This is a genomic window from Klebsiella michiganensis, assembly GCF_015139575.1.
GTDB lineage: Bacteria > Pseudomonadota > Gammaproteobacteria > Enterobacterales > Enterobacteriaceae > Klebsiella > Klebsiella michiganensis.
The window spans coordinates 384,753-402,105 of sequence record NZ_AP022547.1; the positions used below are offsets into that span (position 1 = coordinate 384,753).

The following is a 17,353-nucleotide window of genomic DNA, read 5'->3' on the forward strand; positions in this document are numbered from 1 at the left end:
CTTCGTGGGATCGCTTAAGTTTACTCCCTTTCCGGCGCAACAATGATTTTTTAAGACTTATCATCCAGGATTATGGGTAAATAAAAACATCATTCAGGAGTATGACAATGATAAAAACAACGCTCTGGCGTCAGGTGGTCATCGCTGCGTTGCTGGCGGGCGGCAGTTTTACCGTCGCGGCAGATCCCGCCCCTCCGCCGGTATCTTATGGCGTAGAGGAAGATGTATTTCACCCGGTCCGCGCTCAGCAGGGGATGGTGGCCTCGGTGGACGCGCTGGCAACGAAGGTAGGCGTGGATATTCTGCGTCAGGGCGGCAACGCGGTCGATGCCGCCGTGGCGGTGGGCTACGCGCTGGCGGTCACCCATCCGCAGGCCGGTAATATCGGCGGCGGCGGGTTTATGATGCTGCGAACCAAAGACGGTAATACCACGGCGATCGACTTCCGCGAGATGGCCCCGGAACAGGCCACCCGGGATATGTTTCTCGACGATCAGGGCAACCCGGACAGCAAGAAATCGCTGACCTCGCATCTGGCTTCCGGCACGCCGGGCACCGTCGCCGGCTTCTCCCTCGCGCTGGAAAAATACGGCACGATGCCGCTCAACAAAGTGATTCGCCCGGCGATTAAGCTGGCCGAAGAGGGCTTCACGGTAAATGATGCGCTGGCCGACGACCTGAAAACCTACGGCAGCGAAGTGATCCCCGACCATGCCAACAGCCGGGCTATCTTCTGGAAAAACGGCGAGCCGCTGAAAAAGGGCGATAAGCTGGTGCAAAAACAGCTGGGGAAAAGCCTGGAGCTGATTGCCGAGCTGGGGCCGGATGCCTTCTATAAAGGCGCGATTGCCGACCAGATTGCCGCTGAGATGAAGAATAACGGCGGGCTTATCACCAAAGCGGATCTGGCGAATTACAAGGCGGTCGAACGTACGCCGGTGAGCGGCGAGTATCGCGGCTATCAGGTGTTCTCAATGCCGCCCCCATCGTCCGGGGGCATTCATATCGTGCAGATCCTGAATATCCTCGAAAACTTCGATATGCATAAGTACGGCTTCGGCAGCGCCGACGCCATGCAGGTGATGGCGGAAGCCGAAAAGCACGCCTATGCCGACCGTTCGGAATACCTTGGCGATCCGGACTTCGTCAAGGTGCCGTGGCAGGCGCTGACCAGCAAAGCGTACGCCAAATCGATTGCTGAGCAGATTGATATCAATAAGGCGAAGCCGTCGAGCCAGATTCGCCCCGGTAAGCTGGCGCCGTATGAAAGCAATCAGACTACCCATTTCTCGGTGGTGGATAAGGACGGTAACGCCGTTGCCGTGACCTATACGCTGAATACGACCTTTGGAACCGGCATCGTGGCGGGGAACTCCGGCATTCTGCTGAATAATCAGATGGATGATTTCTCAGCTAAACCCGGCGTGCCGAACGTCTACGGGCTGGTGGGCGGTGACGCCAACGCCGTCGAGCCGAAAAAACGTCCGCTGTCGTCGATGTCGCCAACGATTGTGGTGAAAGATGGCAAAACCTGGCTGGTGACCGGTAGCCCCGGCGGCAGCCGCATTATCACCACCGTCCTGCAGATGGTGGTGAATACCATTGATTTCGGAATGAACGTCGCGGAAGCCACCAACGCCCCGCGCTTCCATCATCAATGGCTGCCGGACGAACTGCGTGTAGAGAAGGGATTTAGCCCGGATACGCTGAAGCTGCTGGAGAGCAAAGGGCAGAAAGTGGCGGTGAAAGAGGCGATGGGCAGCACCCAGAGTATTATGGTTGGCCCGGACGGCACGCTGTACGGCGCATCCGATCCGCGTTCCCCGGATGATTTAACCGCAGGGTATTAGGTTTACCCTCACTCCGACCCTCTCCCTGCCGGGAGAGGGTTAGTTGAGCGTCACCCCTTCAGCCGCGCCATAAAGTAGGCATCGACATATTCGCCGTTGCGCAGGGCGTATTGCTTGCCGGTCCCTTCTACAATAAAGCCAAATTTGCGGTAAAGCGCCATCGCGGATGGGTTGTCCGTAAACACGGTTAATTCAATACGATCGACGCGCAGCCAGTTATCACAGAGATTAATCATCTCTCGCATCAGCGCGCTGCCTACGCCACGGCCGTGCGCCTGCGCGGCAACGCTGACGCCAAAGGTCGCCACGTGGCTGCGACGAGGGCTGGGTTCGATGCTGAGCCTGAGGTGGCCCACTACCTGTTCGTCGATTGTCGCGACCAGATGACGGCTACCGGGTTTCGGTAGCAGGCGTTCCTGCCACATTTCCATAGAAGGATGAGGGAGCTGTAGCGTGTCGTGATAGACCTCCGGATGCGCAGTGATCTGGCGTAAAGGTTCAGCATCCCGTGGCTCGGCGTGACGTATCACTATGTCGCTCATTCTTCATTTTCCTTTTTAGGTTAATCGTCCCCTTAAAGATCGCTGACTTTAAAAAAGGGAGCAACGCCTATTTTTTGCAAAAAGAGGTGGACAAGTGCGAATGAGAATGATTATTATTGCTCTGCATTCAGGGAGACCCTTGCGGAAAGCCTGAAAGCACGACATTGCTCACATTGCTTCCAGTATTACTTTAGCCAGCCGGGTGCTGGCTTTTTTTTTGCTTTTTTTCAGCCTGCACCCGAAGACGCTACTGCGCCGCTTCGACGGTGTGTCTGTCTGCTCTGTTTTTGGTTTCAGCCGCGGTATCCGCGATAAACCCCACCACGTTGCTCTTATCTGCCGCCGCAGGCAGCAGCTCTGCCTGGCCGGAAAAAACGCCGCCCTTGTTAATGGCCAGCGTGCGGTAGGCCAACGTGCCGGTGACCTGGCCGTTCTTATCGATTTCAATCGTCTCGCTGCGGCACTGGCCGAGGATGCAGCCGTCGATAATCAGCTCGCGGCAGGTGATATTTCCCTCGACCAGGCCTCCGGCCATAATCTTAATCTGGCTCTCTTCGGCGTCGATATTACCGCTTACGGTACCGTAAATATCGACATCTCCCTCGGCGATAATATTGCCGTCAAAGCGGATGCCGCTGGCGATAACCGTGGCGGCAGGTTTGCGGGAAACGGCTAACGGGGATGCGCTGTTGAGTACCGGCGTAGCCACCGTCTGTGGCGTCGCTTCAACGTTTTTATTCTTTTTAAACATATGGTTAATCCGATGATATTGAAAATGAAAAACGAAAGATGACAAGGAGAAAGAGCCCGATAGCCAGGCCAGATACGTGGATTCGCAGCACCAGGCCATCAGGCCAAGCAGCCAAAAGAGAAGGGCGCTATTCAGGGCGATATACTTGCTTTCCATACGAACGAGATGGCTACTCCTTTAGTCATCGTGTTTTGGGAAACGGCGAGCGCGATACGGCGTCATGCTCCCACGCGCTGGATAAAAAACGTTCTTTTCCCGAGGGCCCTCTTATCCAGAATTTAGGCCGTAGGGTCAATGAATTTGAGCGTTAAATTTTACATTTAAGAATTTGGCACACTTATTGAAGGGGTTAAGTTCGCAGCCAGCTTGCGCTATGGTTAATAGCAGAGACCTAACAAAGGACCGCGTTATGACTTTGCACTGCGCATTTATTGGATTCGGCAAAAGCACCACCCGCTACCATCTTCCCTATGTCCTGCACCGAAAAGACCGCTGGCACGTGGCGCATATCTTTCGCCGCAGCGCAAAGCCGGAGGAACAGGCACCGGCATACTCGCATATTCACTTCACCAGCGACCTCGACGAAGTGCTTAACGATCCGCAGGTCAAGCTGGTGATTGTGTGCACCCATGCGGACAGCCATTTTGCCTATGCCAAAAGGGCGCTGGAGGCGGGCAAAAATGTGCTGGTCGAAAAGCCCTTTACCCCGACCCTTGACGAGGCAAAAACGCTATTCGCCCTGGCGAAAAGCAAGGGATTAACGGTCACGCCGTACCAGAATCGTCGCTTCGACTCCTGCTTCCTGACCACGAAGAAAGTGATTGAGAGCGGAAAGCTGGGGGAGATCGTCGAGATTGAAAACCATTTTGACAACTATCGCCCGGTAGATGGAGGGAAACCCGGCCTGCCTCAGGACGGCACGTTTTACGGCCTGGGCGTCCATACCCTGGACCAAATTATCTCCCTGTTCGGTCGCCCTGACCATGTCTCTTACGACATCCGTAGCCTGCGCAACAAGGCCAATCCGGACGATACCTTTGAGGCCCAGCTGTTCTACGGCAACCTGAAGGCGATTGTCAAAACCAGCCATCTGGTGAAGCTGCCCTATCCAAAATTCATCGTCCATGGTCATAAAGGGTCGTTTATTAAATACGGTATCGACCAGCAGGAGACCAGCCTGAAGGCCAATATTATGCCGGGCGAGCCGGGATTCGGCGCGGACGAGACGGTTGGTCTGCTGGAGTACGTCAATGAGGCGGGCGAAACCGTACGGGAAGAGATCCCGCTTGAAACCGGCGACTATGGGCGGGTCTATGATTCGCTGTATGAAACCCTCGTTAACGGTCAGCCAAATTTCGTCAAGGAATCTGACGTTCTCACGAATCTGGAGATCCTCGAACGCGGCTTTGAACAGCCATCTCCGGCCACGATTACCCTTACCCGATAAGCCCTCATGGCTCCTCTGCACTCGTTCATATTTTTTGAACAGAGGAGTCAATTTTCACCCTCTATGATCGCCAGGGGATTGGGTCCACACTTATCCCATCGAAAACATACGGGGGTGCAACATGATCTACTTACGCAAAGCTAACGAACGCGGCCACGCTAACCACGGCTGGCTGGATTCCTGGCATACTTTCTCTTTCGCGAACTATTACGACCCTAACTTTATGGGCTTCTCGGCGCTGCGGGTGATCAATGACGACGTGATTGATGCAGGCCAGGGCTTCGGTACCCATCCGCATAAAGATATGGAAATTCTGACCTACGTGCTGGAAGGGGCCGTTGAGCACCAGGACAGCATGGGGAATAAAGAGCAGGTGCCGGCGGGTGAGTTCCAGATCATGAGTGCGGGTACCGGGATTCGTCACTCGGAGTACAACCCAAGCAACACGGAAAAACTGCATCTGTACCAGATCTGGATTATGCCGGAAAAAAATGGCATCACGCCGCGCTACGAACAGCGCCGCTTTGACGCCGCGCAGGGCAAACAGCTGGTGCTGTCGCCGGATGCCCGCGAAGGTTCGCTGAAGGTGTACCAGGATATGGAACTGTACCGCTGGGCGCTGCTGAAAGACGAGCAGTCGGTGCATCAGATTGCCGCTGAACGGCGGGTGTGGATCCAGGTGGTGAAAGGTGACGTCACCATCAACGGAACGAAGGCCACCACCAGCGATGGCCTGGCCATTTGGGACGAGCAGGCGATTTCCGTACACGCCGACGGCGATAGCGAAATTCTGCTGTTCGATCTGCCGCCCGTCTGATCGTTCTCCGATCGGGTCTAAATAAATTGCGCAACCTTCCCTGATGTTAGGGAAGGTTGCGCTTTGTCCGTGATAAACTGAGAAAATGTTTCCCCGTTGATCGCAGTCAGGACGATGAAAAAGAAAAGACCCGTACTTCAGGATGTAGCCGATCTTGTCGGCGTGACCAAAATGACGGTCAGTCGCTACTTACGTAACCCGGAACAGGTTTCCGAAGCGCTGCGTGGCAAGATAGCCGTTGCTCTCGATGAACTGGGTTATATTCCTAATCGCGCCCCCGACATCCTCTCGAATGCCACCAGCCGCGCTATTGGCGTGCTGCTGCCCTCGTTAACTAACCAGGTTTTCTCAGAAGTGCTGCGCGGTATTGAAAGCGTGACCGACTCTTTCGGTTACCAGACGATGCTGGCGCACTACGGCTATAAGCCGGAAATGGAAGAAAAACGCCTGGAATCCATGCTTTCCTGGAATATTGACGGCCTGATCCTTACCGAACGAACCCATACGCCGCGCACCCTGAAGATGATTGAAGTGGCGGGTATCCCGGTTGTGGAGCTGATGGACAGCCAGTCGCCGTGCCTCGATATCGCCGTCGGCTTTGATAACTTTGAAGCGGCCCGGCAGATGACCGCGGCGATTATCAATCATGGCCATCGTCACGTTGCCTATCTTGGCGCACGTCTTGATGAACGTACTATCATCAAACAGAAGGGGTATGAGCAGGCGATGCTTGATGCCGGAATGACGCCCTACAGCGTGATGGTTGAGCAGTCTTCCTCTTATTCATCGGGGATTGAGCTGATGCGCCAGGCGCGTCGCGAATATCCGCAGCTTGACGGCATTTTCTGTACCAACGATGACCTTGCGGTCGGCGCGGCGTTTGAGTGCCAGCGGCTGGGGCTTAAAATCCCTGACGATATGGCGATTGCCGGTTTCCACGGCCACGATATCGGCCAGGTGATGGAGCCGCGTCTGGCCAGCGTGCTGACGCCGCGCGAGCGGATGGGGCGGATTGGTGCTGAACGACTGCTGGCGCGTATTCGCGGTGAAGCGGTGACGCCTAAGATGTTAGATTTAGGTTTCACATTGTCACCGGGCGGATCTATTTAAACTGACAAATTTGAAGTAGATCACACATATTCACATCTGGCACGAATGGTTATTGCTTCTCCACAACTCCGGCATGACAATGTTACCGATAACAGTTACCCGTAACAATTAACCTGTACGCCAGTATTCCACGCCGTTAAACGCTGCCAGGCTGCGCGTATGTGTCCAGTGGGAGGAAGCTTTGAGCACGACTAACCATGATCACCACATCTATGTCCTGATGGGCGTTTCCGGCAGCGGCAAATCCGCTGTCGCCAGCGAAGTGGCGCATCAACTGCACGCCGCGTTTCTCGACGGCGACTTTCTGCATCCGCGCAGCAACATCAACAAGATGGCTTCCGGCGAACCGTTAAATGACGATGACCGCACCCCGTGGCTGCAGGCGCTGAACGATGCCGCGTTTGCCATGCAGCGTACCAATAAAGTGTCGCTGATTGTCTGCTCCGCGCTGAAAAAGAGCTACCGCGACATCCTGCGTAAAGGTAACCCGAACCTCTCATTTATCTACCTGAAAGGCGACTTCGAGGTTATCGAACAACGTCTGAAGGCGCGTAAAGGCCACTTCTTTAAAACTCAGATGCTGGTCACGCAGTTTGAAACGCTGCAGGAACCGGGCGCGGATGAAAACGATGTTTTAATCGTCGATATCGACCAGTCATTGGAAGGCGTGGTCGCCAGCACCATTGAGGTGATCAACAAAGGCAGTAAATAGTGAGTACATTAACGCTTGTTTTAACAGCAGTCGGCTCCGTTTTGCTGCTGCTGTTTTTAGTGATGAAGGCGCGTATGCATGCCTTCGTGGCTTTGATGGTGGTTTCTATTGGAGCAGGGCTTTTTTCCGGAATGCCGTTGGACAAGATCGCGGCGACGATGGAAAAAGGCATGGGCGGCACGCTGGGCTTTCTGGCTATCGTCGTCGCGCTGGGGGCTATGTTCGGTAAGATCCTGCATGAAACCGGCGCGGTCGACCAGATTGCCGTTAAGATGCTGAAATCTTTCGGCCACAATCGCGCCCACTATGCGATAGGCCTGGCCGGACTTATCTGCGCGCTGCCGCTGTTTTTCGAAGTGGCGATCGTGCTGCTGATCAGCGTGGCTTTCTCAATGGCGCGCCACACCGGCACCAACCTGGTGAAGCTGGTGATCCCGCTGTTTGCTGGCGTAGCCGCTGCGGCCGCGTTCCTGCTGCCGGGGCCCGCGCCAATGCTGCTGGCCTCGCAGATGCACGCCGACTTTGGCTGGATGATCCTGATTGGCCTGTGCGCCGCGATCCCGGGGATGATTATCGCCGGACCGCTGTGGGGTAACTTTATCAGCCGTTACGTTGAGCTGCATATTCCGGACGATATTAGCGAGCCGCACCTCGGCGAAGGCAAAATGCCGTCATTCGGCTTCAGCCTGTCGCTGATTCTGCTGCCGCTGGTGCTGGTTGGCCTGAAAACCATCGCCGCGCGCTTTGTGCCGGAAGGCTCTACCGCCTACGAATGGTTTGAGTTTATCGGCCATCCGTTTACCGCGATTCTGGTGGCGTGCCTGGTGGCTATCTATGGCCTTGCGGTACGTCAGGGGATGGCCAAAGATCGGGTGATGGAGATTTGCGGTCATGCGCTCCAGCCTGCGGGCATTATCCTGCTGGTCATCGGTGCGGGCGGCGTGTTCAAACAGGTGCTGGTCGACTCTGGCGTCGGTCCTGCCCTCGGCGAAGCGTTGACCGGTATGGGCCTGCCGATTGCTATCACCTGCTTCGTGCTGGCGGCGGCGGTGCGTATTATTCAGGGCTCCGCGACCGTTGCCTGCCTGACGGCCGTTGGGCTGGTGATGCCGGTTATCGAACAGCTGCACTACAGCGGCGCGCAGATGGCGGCGCTCTCTATCTGCATCGCCGGCGGCTCTATTGTCGTCAGCCACGTTAACGACGCGGGCTTCTGGCTGTTCGGTAAGTTTACCGGCGCGACCGAAGCGCAAACGCTGAAGACCTGGACGATGATGGAAACCATCCTCGGCACCGTCGGGGCGATTGTCGGCATGATTGCGTTTACGCTATTGAGCTAAACGACAAAGTGAAACACCCGGCGGAGCGAGGCGATGCCGGGTTAATTTTTCCGCTCTACTTATATCGAAAACCCTTAGCTTTACCCCTCTCCCGATCTGCCACTATCAGAAATACGATAAACGTCATACGGCTCACAAACCCGCGCCACGCCTGGCTTTAACCGGTTTGGTTAGCAAGAGCAAAACAACCGAATTTCTGCCGTAATCCATAATCCTGATCAATAAAATAGCGGCGGAAAATATTTCCTTCGCGATATAAATTCCCTGATAATTATTAGGGTATTCCGGGGGGCCAGCGACGGCTGCCGCTATGCAAAATTAGTTACGTTACTGATTGCCTGGCAATCATTGATTAATTTCACTTGCGACTTTAGCTGCATTTTGTAATGTGAAGGACTAACCAGTAGGAAACTGGCCTGGAACAAACAGCACACACCTCGCAGGAATACGTTATGAAAAATGTTGGTTTTATCGGCTGGCGCGGAATGGTCGGCTCTGTCCTCATGCAACGCATGGTTGAAGAGCGCGATTTTGATGCCATTCGCCCTGTTTTTTTCTCCACCTCCCAGCTGGGGCAGCCTGCTCCATCTTTTGGTGGCAGTACCGGTGGCACGCTTCAGGATGCATTCGATCTGGAAGCACTGAAGGCGCTGGACATTATTGTCACGTGTCAGGGCGGCGATTACACCAACGATATTTACCCGAAGCTGCGTGAAAGCGGCTGGCAGGGCTACTGGATTGACGCCGCCTCTTCGCTGCGCATGAAAGACGACGCCATCATCATTCTCGACCCGGTGAACCAGGACGTTATCACCGCCGGTCTGAACAACGGCGTTAAAACCTTTGTCGGCGGCAACTGTACCGTCAGCCTGATGCTGATGTCTCTCGGCGGCCTGTTTGCTCAGGATCTGGTTGAGTGGGTTAGCGTGGCGACTTATCAGGCGGCTTCCGGCGGCGGTGCGCGGCATATGCGCGAGCTGCTGACCCAGATGGGCCAGCTGCACAGCCATGTTGCGGCTGAGCTGGCGGATCCGGCTTCCGCGATCCTGGATATTGAACGCAAGGTCACCTCGTTGACCCGCAGCGGCGAGCTGGCGGTAGACAACTTTGGCGTTCCTCTGGCGGGCAGCCTGATCCCATGGATCGACAAACAGCTGGATAACGGCCAGAGCCGTGAAGAGTGGAAAGGCCAGGCGGAGACCAACAAAATTCTCGCGACCGCCTCACCGATTCCGGTAGACGGCCTGTGCGTTCGCGTTGGCGCGCTGCGCTGCCATAGCCAGGCGTTCACCATCAAGCTGAAAAAAGATGTTTCTATTCCGACCGTTGAGGAACTGCTGGCCGCGCATAACCCGTGGGCCAAAGTGGTACCGAACGATCGTGATATCACCATGCGTGAGCTGACTCCGGCTGCCGTTACCGGCACCCTGACCACCCCGGTGGGTCGCCTGCGTAAACTGAACATGGGGCCGGAGTATCTGTCGGCCTTCACCGTGGGCGACCAGCTGCTGTGGGGGGCCGCCGAGCCGCTCCGCCGCATGCTAAGACAGCTGGCGTAGTCGTCACAAGATGAGAAAAGGGGTGTTGAAACACCCCTTTTTTTTGCGTAATACAAGGAGTAAACGCGAATGTTAGATTTTTCCCAACGGAGGTAACTCAGCCTTGGCTATGCTTTAAGTAAGGAGTCACGATGTCTCCTTACCTGAAGGTGGGACGGAGCAGGGGGACGCATAACGTGCTGCGCCGTTCAGGTCAAAAAAAAGTCGCCGGATACAGGAAAGGGCGACACCTACAACAGGATGAAACCATGTCTAATCGTATTGATAAGGACGTGATTAATGCGCTTATCGCCGGCCATTTTGCGGATCCTTTTTCCGTGCTTGGCATGCATTACACCGACGCCGGGCTGGAAGTTCGTGCATTATTACCCGATGCCACCGATGTGTGGGTCATTGAACCAAAAACCGGACGCAAAGTCGGCAAGCTGGAATGCCTCGACTCGCGCGGTTTCTTCAGCGGCGTTCTGCCACGTCGTAAAAATCCTTTTCGCTATCAGCTGGCCGTCACCTGGCACGGGCAGCAGAACCTGATTGATGACCCGTACCGTTTTGGTCCGCTGTTGCAGGATCTCGATGTCTGGCTGCTGTCGGAAGGCACGCATCTGCGTCCTTATGAAACGCTGGGCGCGCATGCCGATACCATGGACGGCGTGGTCGGTACGCGTTTCTCCGTATGGGCGCCGAATGCCCGCCGGGTATCGGTCGTCGGCCAGTTTAACTACTGGGACGGCCGCCGCCACCCGATGCGCCTGCGTAAAGAGTCCGGCATCTGGGAGCTGTTTGTTCCCGGCGCGCTGAACGGCCAGCTGTATAAATTCGAGCTTATCGATGCCCACGGCAACCTGCGGGTGAAGTCCGATCCTTACGCTTTTGAAGCGCAAATGCGCCCGGAGAGCGCCTCGCTCATCTGCGGGCTGCCGGAAAAGGTCGCACAGCCGCCGGAGCGCAAGCAGGCTAACCAGTTTGATGCGCCGATCTCGATTTATGAAGTACACCTCGGCTCCTGGCGCCGCCACACCGATAATAACTTCTGGCTGAGCTATCGCGAGCTTGCCGACCAGCTGGTCCCGTATGCCAAATGGATGGGCTTTACCCACCTCGAACTGCTGCCGGTTAACGAGCATCCGTTTGACGGCAGCTGGGGCTACCAGCCGACCGGGCTGTACGCGCCCACCCGTCGCTTCGGTACCCGGGAGGATTTCCGCTACTTTATCAACGCCGCGCACGCCGCGGGGCTTAACGTTATTCTGGACTGGGTGCCTGGCCATTTTCCGGCGGATGACTTTGCGCTCGCCTCGTTTGACGGCACCTCGCTGTATGAACATAGCGACCCGCGCGAAGGCTACCATCAGGACTGGAACACCCTGATTTACAACTACGGCCGCCGCGAGGTCAGCAATTACCTGGTCGGCAATGCGCTGTACTGGATCGAACGCTTCGGCATTGACGCGCTGCGGGTTGATGCGGTGGCGTCGATGATTTATCGCGACTACAGCCGCAAGCAGGGCGAGTGGGTGCCGAACGAATTCGGCGGTCGGGAAAACCTTGAAGCGATTGAGTTTCTGCGCAATACCAACCGCGTGCTGGGCGAACAGACGCCGGGCGCGGTAACCATGGCGGAAGAGTCGACCGATTTTCCCGGCGTTTCCCGTCCTTCCTCCACCGGCGGGCTGGGTTTCTGGTTCAAGTGGAACCTCGGCTGGATGCACGACACCCTCGACTACATGAAGCTGGACCCGGTGCATCGCCGTCATCATCACGACAAGATGACCTTCGGTATGCTCTACAACTACACCGAAAACTTTGTCCTGCCGCTCTCTCATGATGAAGTGGTGCACGGCAAAAAATCGATACTCGACCGCATGCCGGGCGACGCCTGGCAGAAGTTCGCTAACCTGCGCGCCTACTACGGCTGGCTGTTTGCCTTCCCGGGTAAAAAGCTGCTGTTTATGGGCAATGAGTTTGCTCAGGGGCGCGAATGGAACCACGACGCAAGCCTCGACTGGCATCTGCTGGAAGGCGGCGATAACTGGCACCACGGCGTCCAGCGGCTGGTGCGCGATCTCAACCATACCTATCGTCACCATAAAGCGCTGCACGAGCTGGATTTCGATCCCTACGGCTTCGAATGGCTGGTGGTGGACGACCATGAGCGTTCGGTATTTATCTTTGTTCGTCGCGACAGGGCGGGCAATGAAATTATCGTCGCCAGCAACTTCACCCCGGTCCCGCGTCATGAGTACCGTTTTGGCATCAACCAGCCCGGCCGCTGGCGTGAAGAGCTCAACACCGACTCCATGCATTACCACGGCAGCAACACCGGCAACGGCGGCGTCGTTGAGAGCGACCCGATCGCCAGCCACGGTCGTGAACACTCCCTCTCCATTACGCTGCCTCCGCTGGCGACGGTGTGGCTGGTGCGGGAGGCGCAATGATCGCACTCGCGGCAGGACAGCCCGCGCCTTTAGGGGCCAGCTACGACGGTAAGGGCGTGAATTTCGCGCTCTTTTCCGCCCACGCGGAGCGGGTGGAACTCTGCGTGTTTGACGAGCAGGGTAATGAACGGCGCGTCGACCTGCCCGCGCGCAGCGGCGATATCTGGCACGGCTGGCTCGCCGATGTCGGGCCTGGCCTGCGCTACGGCTACCGCGTCCACGGGCCCTGGGACCCAACGCAAGGGCACCGCTTCAACCCGGCGAAGCTGCTGCTTGACCCCTGCTGCCATCAGGTAGACGGCGGGTTGCCTGACGATGAACGTCTTCACGGCGGCGATCGCGTTCCCGATCGTCGCGACAGCGCGGCGATAGCGCCGAAGTCGCGGGTGATCGACCTGCATTACGACTGGCGCGGCGATAAGCCGCCACGCACGCCGTGGGGCCAGACGGTGATTTATGAAGCCCACGTCAAGGGGCTGACGTATCTGCACCCCGATCTGCCGGAGAATATCCGCGGCACCTATAAAGCGCTTGGTCATCCGGTGATGATCGATTACTTCCGCATGCTGGGCATTACTGCACTAGAGTTAATGCCGGTGGCGCAGTTCGCCAGCGAACCGCGCCTTCAGCGGATGGGGTTAAGCAACTATTGGGGCTACAACCCGCTGGCGATTTTCGCCCTCGACACGCGCTACGCCAGCGCGCCGAAGCAGGCGTTAAACGAGTTTCGCGATGCGGTAAAAGCGCTGCATGCGGCGGGCATCGAAGTGATCCTTGACGTGGTGCTGAACCATAGCGCGGAGATAGACCTGGAAGGGCCGACCTTCTCCCTGCGCGGAATCGATAACCGTAGCTATTATTGGATCAGGGAAGACGGCGATTACCACAACTGGACCGGCTGCGGGAACACCCTCAACCTCAGCCACCCCGGCGTGGTGGAGTATGCCCGCCAGTGCCTGCGTTTTTGGGTTGACGAGTGCCACGTTGACGGCTTTCGTTTCGACCTCGCCTCGGTGATGGGGCGGACGCCGGCGTTTCGTCAGGATGCGCCGCTGTTTGAGGCCATCCGTAACGACCCGCGTCTGGCGGAGGTCAAGCTGATCGCGGAACCCTGGGATATCGGCCCGGGCGGCTACCAGGTGGGTAACTTTCCGCCGCTGTTCGCCGAGTGGAACGACCATTTCCGCGATACCGCGCGTCGATTCTGGCTGCAGCAGAACGTCTCGCTGGGCGACTTCGCTCAGCGTTTTGCCGCATCCAGCGACGTTTTTCAGCGTAACGGCAGAGCGCCTTCGGCGGCGGTTAACCTGGTCACCGCGCACGATGGTTTCACCCTGCGCGACTGCGTTTGTTTCAATCAGAAACATAATGAGGCAAACGGGGAGGAGAATCGCGATGGGACTAACAATAACTACAGCAACAATCATGGTATAGAAGGATTAGAAGGGAGTCTTGCCGTGATTGAACGGCGCCGTGCCAGCGTTCATGCTCTTCTGGCGACGCTACTGCTGGCGCAGGGAACGCCGATGCTGCTGGCGGGTGACGAACACGGTCACAGCCAGCATGGCAACAACAATGCTTACTGTCAGGACAATGCGTTGACCTGGCTGGACTGGAACCATACTAACCGCGGGCTGACCGCGTTCACCGCCGCGTTAATTCATCTGCGCCAGCGGGTTCCGGCTTTAACCGAGAATCGCTGGTGGCAGGAGGGAGACGGCAGCGTTCGCTGGTTAAACCAACATGCGCAGCCGCTGTCCGCCGATGAATGGCAGCACGGTGCGCCGCGTATGCAGATCATATTGTCCGATCGCTGGCTGATGGCGCTCAACGCCACCGCCGAGGTGGCAGAGATGGTTTTACCCGCGGGGGAATGGCGCGCCATTCCACCTTTCGCCGGAGAGGATAATCCGGTCACTATAGCTGTCTGGCATGGGCCCGCGCACGGAGTGTGCGTATTTCAAAGGTCGTAACCTCGGGGCTTCCGGTTGGTCTCGAAGCGGCGGCGCGACGAGAAGGGCAGGCAAGCTGGGGAGTAAAAAAGGAGTTAATTATGGTTGGGGTAGAAAAGAACGATCCATTGATGCTGGCGCGTCAGTTGCCGATCAAATCCGTTGCGCTGATCCTTGCCGGGGGACGTGGTACCCGTCTGAAGGATCTGACCAATAAACGCGCGAAACCTGCTGTCCATTTCGGCGGCAAGTTCCGCATTATCGATTTTGCGTTATCTAACTGTATTAACTCAGGCATTCGACGCATCGGCGTCATCACCCAGTATCAATCGCATACGCTGGTGCAGCATATCCAGCGCGGCTGGTCGTTCTTCAATGAAGAGATGAACGAGTTTGTTGACCTGCTGCCCGCCCAGCAAAGGATGCAGGGGGAAAACTGGTATCGCGGCACGGCGGATGCGGTGACGCAGAACCTCGACATCATTCGTCGTTACAAGGCGGAGTACGTCGTTATCCTCGCGGGCGACCATATTTACAAACAAGACTACTCGCGCATGCTTATCGATCACGTCGAAAAAGGCGCGCGTTGCACCGTGGCCTGTATGCCGGTGCCTATTGAAGAAGCACGGGCGTTCGGGGTCATGGCGGTGGACGAGAGCGATAAGATTATCGATTTCGTCGAAAAACCGGCTAATCCGCCAGCGATGCCGGGCGATGCCAGCAAATCGCTGGCGAGTATGGGGATCTATGTCTTTGACGCGGATTACCTTTATGAGCTTCTGGAAGAAGACGACAGCGATGAAAGCTCCAGCCACGATTTTGGTAAAGACATCATTCCGAAAATCACCAAAGCTGGCATGGCTTATGCACATCCTTTCCCGCTCTCCTGCGTGCAGTCCGATCCGCAGTCTGAGCCCTACTGGCGTGATGTCGGGACCCTGGAAGCGTACTGGAAAGCCAACCTCGATCTGGCTTCGGTGACCCCGGAACTGGACATGTACGATCAGAACTGGCCGATTCGCACCCATATGGAGCCTTTGCCTCCGGCAAAATTCGTCCAGGACCGCTCGGGCAGCCACGGGATGACCCTGAACTCGCTGGTTTCAGGCGGTTGTATTATCTCCGGATCGGTGGTTGTGCAGTCGGTGCTGTTCCCGCGCGTGCGGGTGAATTCATTCTGTAATATTGATTCGGCAGTCTTGTTGCCAGAGGTTTGGGTTGGCCGTTCGTGCCGCCTGCGTCGCTGCATTATTGACCGCGCCTGCGTGATCCCGGAAGGTATGGTTGTTGGGGAGAACGCGGAAGAGGATGCACGCCGTTTCTACCGCTCGGAGGAAGGTATCGTGCTGGTCACCCGCGACATGCTGCGGAAATTGGGGTATCCACAGGAGCGCTAATGCAGGTATTACATGTATGTTCAGAGATGTTCCCGCTGTTAAAAACCGGTGGACTGGCGGATGTGATCGGCGCGCTGCCTGCAGCGCAAATTGCCGGGGGCGTCGACACGCGCGTACTGCTGCCCGCGTTTCCTGATATCCGCCGCGGCGTGACGGATGCGCAGGTGGTGACGCGCCGCGAGACGTTTGCCGGGCGCATCACTCTGCTGTTCGGTCACTTTAACGGCGTGGGCATCTATTTGATTGATGCCCCGCATCTCTACGATCGCCCAGGAAGCCCTTACCACGATACTAATCAGCACGCCTATACCGACAACGTGCTGCGCTTTGCGCTGCTGGGATGGGTCGGTAGCGAGATGGCCTGCGGCCTGGATCCTTTCTGGCGCCCTGACGTTGTTCACGCCCACGACTGGCATGCGGGCCTGACCCCGGCCTACCTGGCGGCGCGCGGCCACCCGGCTAAGTCGGTCTTTACGGTGCATAACCTGGCCTACCAGGGGATGTTCTACTCGTGGCATATGAACGACATTGAGCTGCCGTGGTCGTTCTACAACGTTCATGGTCTTGAATTTAACGGCCAGATCTCCTTTCTGAAGGCGGGGCTCTACTACGCCGACCATATTACGGCGGTCAGCCCGACCTATGCGCGCGAAATCACCGAGCCGCAGTTCGCTTACGGCATGGAAGGGCTGCTGCGTCAGCGGCAGCATGAGGGCCGCCTCTCCGGGATCCTCAACGGGGTGGATGACCATATCTGGAATCCGGAAAGCGACCTGCTGCTGGCCGCGCGCTACGATCGCGATCGGCTGGAAGAAAAAGCGGAAAACAAACGCCAGCTGCAAATCGCCATGGGGCTGAAGGTGGATGACAAAGCGCCGCTGTTTGCCGTTGTCAGCCGTTTGACCAGCCAGAAGGGGCTGGACCTGGTGCTTGAGGCGCTGCCGGGCCTGCTGGAGCAGGGCGGTCAGCTGGCGCTGCTGGGGGCGGGCGATCCGGTGCTGCAGGAGGGCTTCCTGGCCGCCGCGGCCGAGCATCCGGGCAAAGTCGGCGTACAGATTGGCTACCATGAAGCCTTCTCGCACCGCATTATGGGCGGCGCCGATGTGATTCTGGTGCCCAGCCGTTTTGAACCGTGCGGCTTAACCCAGCTGTACGGCCTGAAGTACGGCACGCTACCGCTGGTGCGGCGTACCGGCGGACTGGCGGACACCGTGTCCGATTGCTCGCTGGAGAATCTCGCCGACGGTCTGGCTACCGGCTTTGTTTTTGAAGATAGCAACGCTTTGTCGCTGCTGCGGGCTATTCGACGTACATTCGTCCTGTGGTCGCGCCCGTCGCTCTGGCGCTACGTCCAGCGTCAGGCGATGAATATGGATTTTAGCTGGCAGGTTGCCGCAAATTCTTACCGCGAACTTTATCAACGCTTGCTGTAACCAGGAGC

Annotated in this window: 13 protein-coding genes; 11 read left to right on the forward strand and 2 right to left on the reverse strand. The window is 57.0% G+C overall.

Features of this window, described 5'->3' with window-relative positions; translation table 11 throughout:
* Window positions 1-107 precede the first annotated feature (107 nt).
* The gene (ggt, locus tag JLG71_RS01785; protein WP_032694233.1) at window positions 108-1,850 is read left to right on the forward strand and encodes a gamma-glutamyltransferase; all 1,743 of its coding nucleotides are present in this window, start codon (window positions 108-110) and stop codon (window positions 1,848-1,850) included.
* Between the two features lie 50 nt (window positions 1,851-1,900).
* Here ggt and yhhY read toward each other — a convergent pair whose 3' ends face one another.
* Window positions 1,901-2,392 (reverse strand): N-acetyltransferase, encoded by a 492-nt coding sequence (yhhY, locus tag JLG71_RS01790; RefSeq protein WP_025107856.1) that lies wholly within the window; start codon window positions 2,390-2,392, stop codon window positions 1,901-1,903.
* 247 nt (window positions 2,393-2,639) lie between these two features.
* The gene (locus JLG71_RS01795; RefSeq protein WP_064378162.1) at window positions 2,640-3,299 is read right to left on the reverse strand and encodes a bactofilin family protein; all 660 of its coding nucleotides are present in this window, start codon (window positions 3,297-3,299) and stop codon (window positions 2,640-2,642) included.
* Window positions 3,300-3,552: 253 nt separating this feature from the next.
* Between JLG71_RS01795 and JLG71_RS01800 the strand changes: the two genes are divergently transcribed.
* The 10 genes from JLG71_RS01800 (at window position 3,553) to glgA (ending at window position 17,345) form a co-directional block, all read left to right on the forward strand.
* Window positions 3,553-4,590: an oxidoreductase gene (locus JLG71_RS01800; protein WP_032751563.1), complete on the forward strand. Its 1,038-nt coding sequence runs from the start codon at window positions 3,553-3,555 to the stop codon at window positions 4,588-4,590.
* A gap of 121 nt (window positions 4,591-4,711) precedes the next feature.
* The gene (locus JLG71_RS01805) at window positions 4,712-5,407 is read left to right on the forward strand and encodes a pirin family protein (RefSeq protein WP_025107853.1); all 696 of its coding nucleotides are present in this window, start codon (window positions 4,712-4,714) and stop codon (window positions 5,405-5,407) included.
* Between the two features lie 114 nt (window positions 5,408-5,521).
* The gene (gene gntR / locus JLG71_RS01810) at window positions 5,522-6,517 is read left to right on the forward strand and encodes a gluconate operon transcriptional repressor GntR (protein ID WP_004106498.1); all 996 of its coding nucleotides are present in this window, start codon (window positions 5,522-5,524) and stop codon (window positions 6,515-6,517) included.
* Between the two features lie 181 nt (window positions 6,518-6,698).
* The gene (gene gntK, locus JLG71_RS01815) at window positions 6,699-7,229 is read left to right on the forward strand and encodes a gluconokinase (RefSeq protein ID WP_004854998.1); all 531 of its coding nucleotides are present in this window, start codon (window positions 6,699-6,701) and stop codon (window positions 7,227-7,229) included.
* The gene (gene gntU / locus JLG71_RS01820) at window positions 7,229-8,569 is read left to right on the forward strand and encodes a gluconate transporter (protein ID WP_014227075.1); all 1,341 of its coding nucleotides are present in this window, start codon (window positions 7,229-7,231) and stop codon (window positions 8,567-8,569) included. The genes gntK and gntU overlap by 1 nt, the downstream gene beginning before the upstream one ends.
* A 452-nt stretch (window positions 8,570-9,021) precedes the next feature.
* Window positions 9,022-10,128 carry an aspartate-semialdehyde dehydrogenase gene (asd, locus tag JLG71_RS01825; RefSeq protein WP_004854992.1) on the forward strand — a complete coding sequence of 369 codons (1,107 nt, stop codon included), beginning with the start codon at window positions 9,022-9,024 and terminating at the stop codon, window positions 10,126-10,128.
* A 248-nt stretch (window positions 10,129-10,376) separates the two neighbouring features.
* Window positions 10,377-12,563, forward strand: a complete 2,187-nt coding sequence (gene glgB / locus JLG71_RS01830) for a 1,4-alpha-glucan branching enzyme (protein WP_014227074.1) — start codon at window positions 10,377-10,379, stop codon at window positions 12,561-12,563.
* On the forward strand, window positions 12,560-14,536 hold the full coding sequence (glgX, locus tag JLG71_RS01835) for a glycogen debranching protein GlgX (protein WP_049084392.1): 1,977 nt from the start codon (window positions 12,560-12,562) through the stop codon (window positions 14,534-14,536). The genes glgB and glgX overlap by 4 nt, the downstream gene beginning before the upstream one ends.
* A gap of 80 nt (window positions 14,537-14,616) precedes the next feature.
* Window positions 14,617-15,912: a glucose-1-phosphate adenylyltransferase gene (glgC, locus tag JLG71_RS01840; protein WP_004106488.1), complete on the forward strand. Its 1,296-nt coding sequence runs from the start codon at window positions 14,617-14,619 to the stop codon at window positions 15,910-15,912.
* Window positions 15,912-17,345, forward strand: a complete 1,434-nt coding sequence (gene glgA, locus JLG71_RS01845; RefSeq protein WP_004854984.1) for a glycogen synthase GlgA — start codon at window positions 15,912-15,914, stop codon at window positions 17,343-17,345. The genes glgC and glgA overlap by 1 nt, the downstream gene beginning before the upstream one ends.
* The last annotated feature ends 8 nt before the right edge of the window (window positions 17,346-17,353 follow it).